The following is an 884-nucleotide window of genomic DNA, read 5'->3' as shown; positions in this document are numbered from 1 at the left end:
GACGCCGGAAAATGAAACGGAACAGGGCCATCCGGATCGCCGTTCATGAACTGACGAATACGCGGATTAGCGGCATTCATCAGCTCTTCTGGCGTGCCCTGCCCCAATACCTGACCATCTCCGACAACATATAAGTAGTCGGCAATACTCGCTGTTTCGGCCAAATCGTGTGAAACCACAATACTGGTAATTCCCAGGGCGTCGTTCAGCAGGCGAATCAGTCGCACCAGCACACCCATTGCGATAGGGTCCTGCCCCACGAAAGGCTCGTCATACATCAGTATTTTCGGATCCAGCGCAATCGCTCGCGCCAAAGCTACCCGACGCTTCATGCCACCGGACAGCTCATCCGGCATCAGGTCGATTGCACCGCGCAGCCCGACCGCTTGCAGCTTGAGCAGCACGATGTCACGGATCATTTCTTCCGGCAGCTGGGTGTGAACCCGCAGCGGAAAAGCCACGTTCTCGAACACGTCGAGATCGGTGAACAGGGCTCCGCTCTGAAACAACACGCCCATATGTTTGCGGGCATCGAAAAGATCACTGCGTGACAGGGCCGGCAGGTTCTGACCGTTCACCCAGACTTCACCGCTCCTGGGACGCAGTTGCATTCCCCTCAGACGCAATAGTGTGGTTTTACCGCAGCCGGACGGCCCCATGATTCCCGTGACTTTGCCACGTGGAATTCGAATATCGACATTATTGAAGATGCTGCGCGTGCCGCGCTTGAAGGACACTCCCTTCAGCTCAACCGCGTAGGCGTTATCGGCGCTCATCTAAACTCCTTGCGATGCAGCCTCTGCCTCTCACCCGGACACCAAACCCCTTGTCAGGAGGCATGCGTTCCCTGAGCGGGCTGAACTGGCGGCGAACTATATCACTGC

At 56.9% G+C, this 884-nt stretch carries 1 protein-coding gene; it reads right to left on the bottom strand.

Features of this window, described 5'->3' with window-relative positions; all coding sequences use genetic code 11:
- The coding region (locus TU76_RS23895; protein WP_048352626.1) for an ATP-binding cassette domain-containing protein at window positions 1-776 on the bottom strand (776 nt) is incomplete at its 3' end.
- Window positions 777-884 lie beyond the last annotated feature (108 nt).

This window comes from Pseudomonas psychrophila (assembly GCF_001043005.1).
GTDB classification, from domain to species: domain Bacteria; phylum Pseudomonadota; class Gammaproteobacteria; order Pseudomonadales; family Pseudomonadaceae; genus Aquipseudomonas; species Aquipseudomonas psychrophila.
Note: the sequence above shows the minus strand (reverse complement) of the source record. Positions and strands in the feature narration are given on the sequence as shown.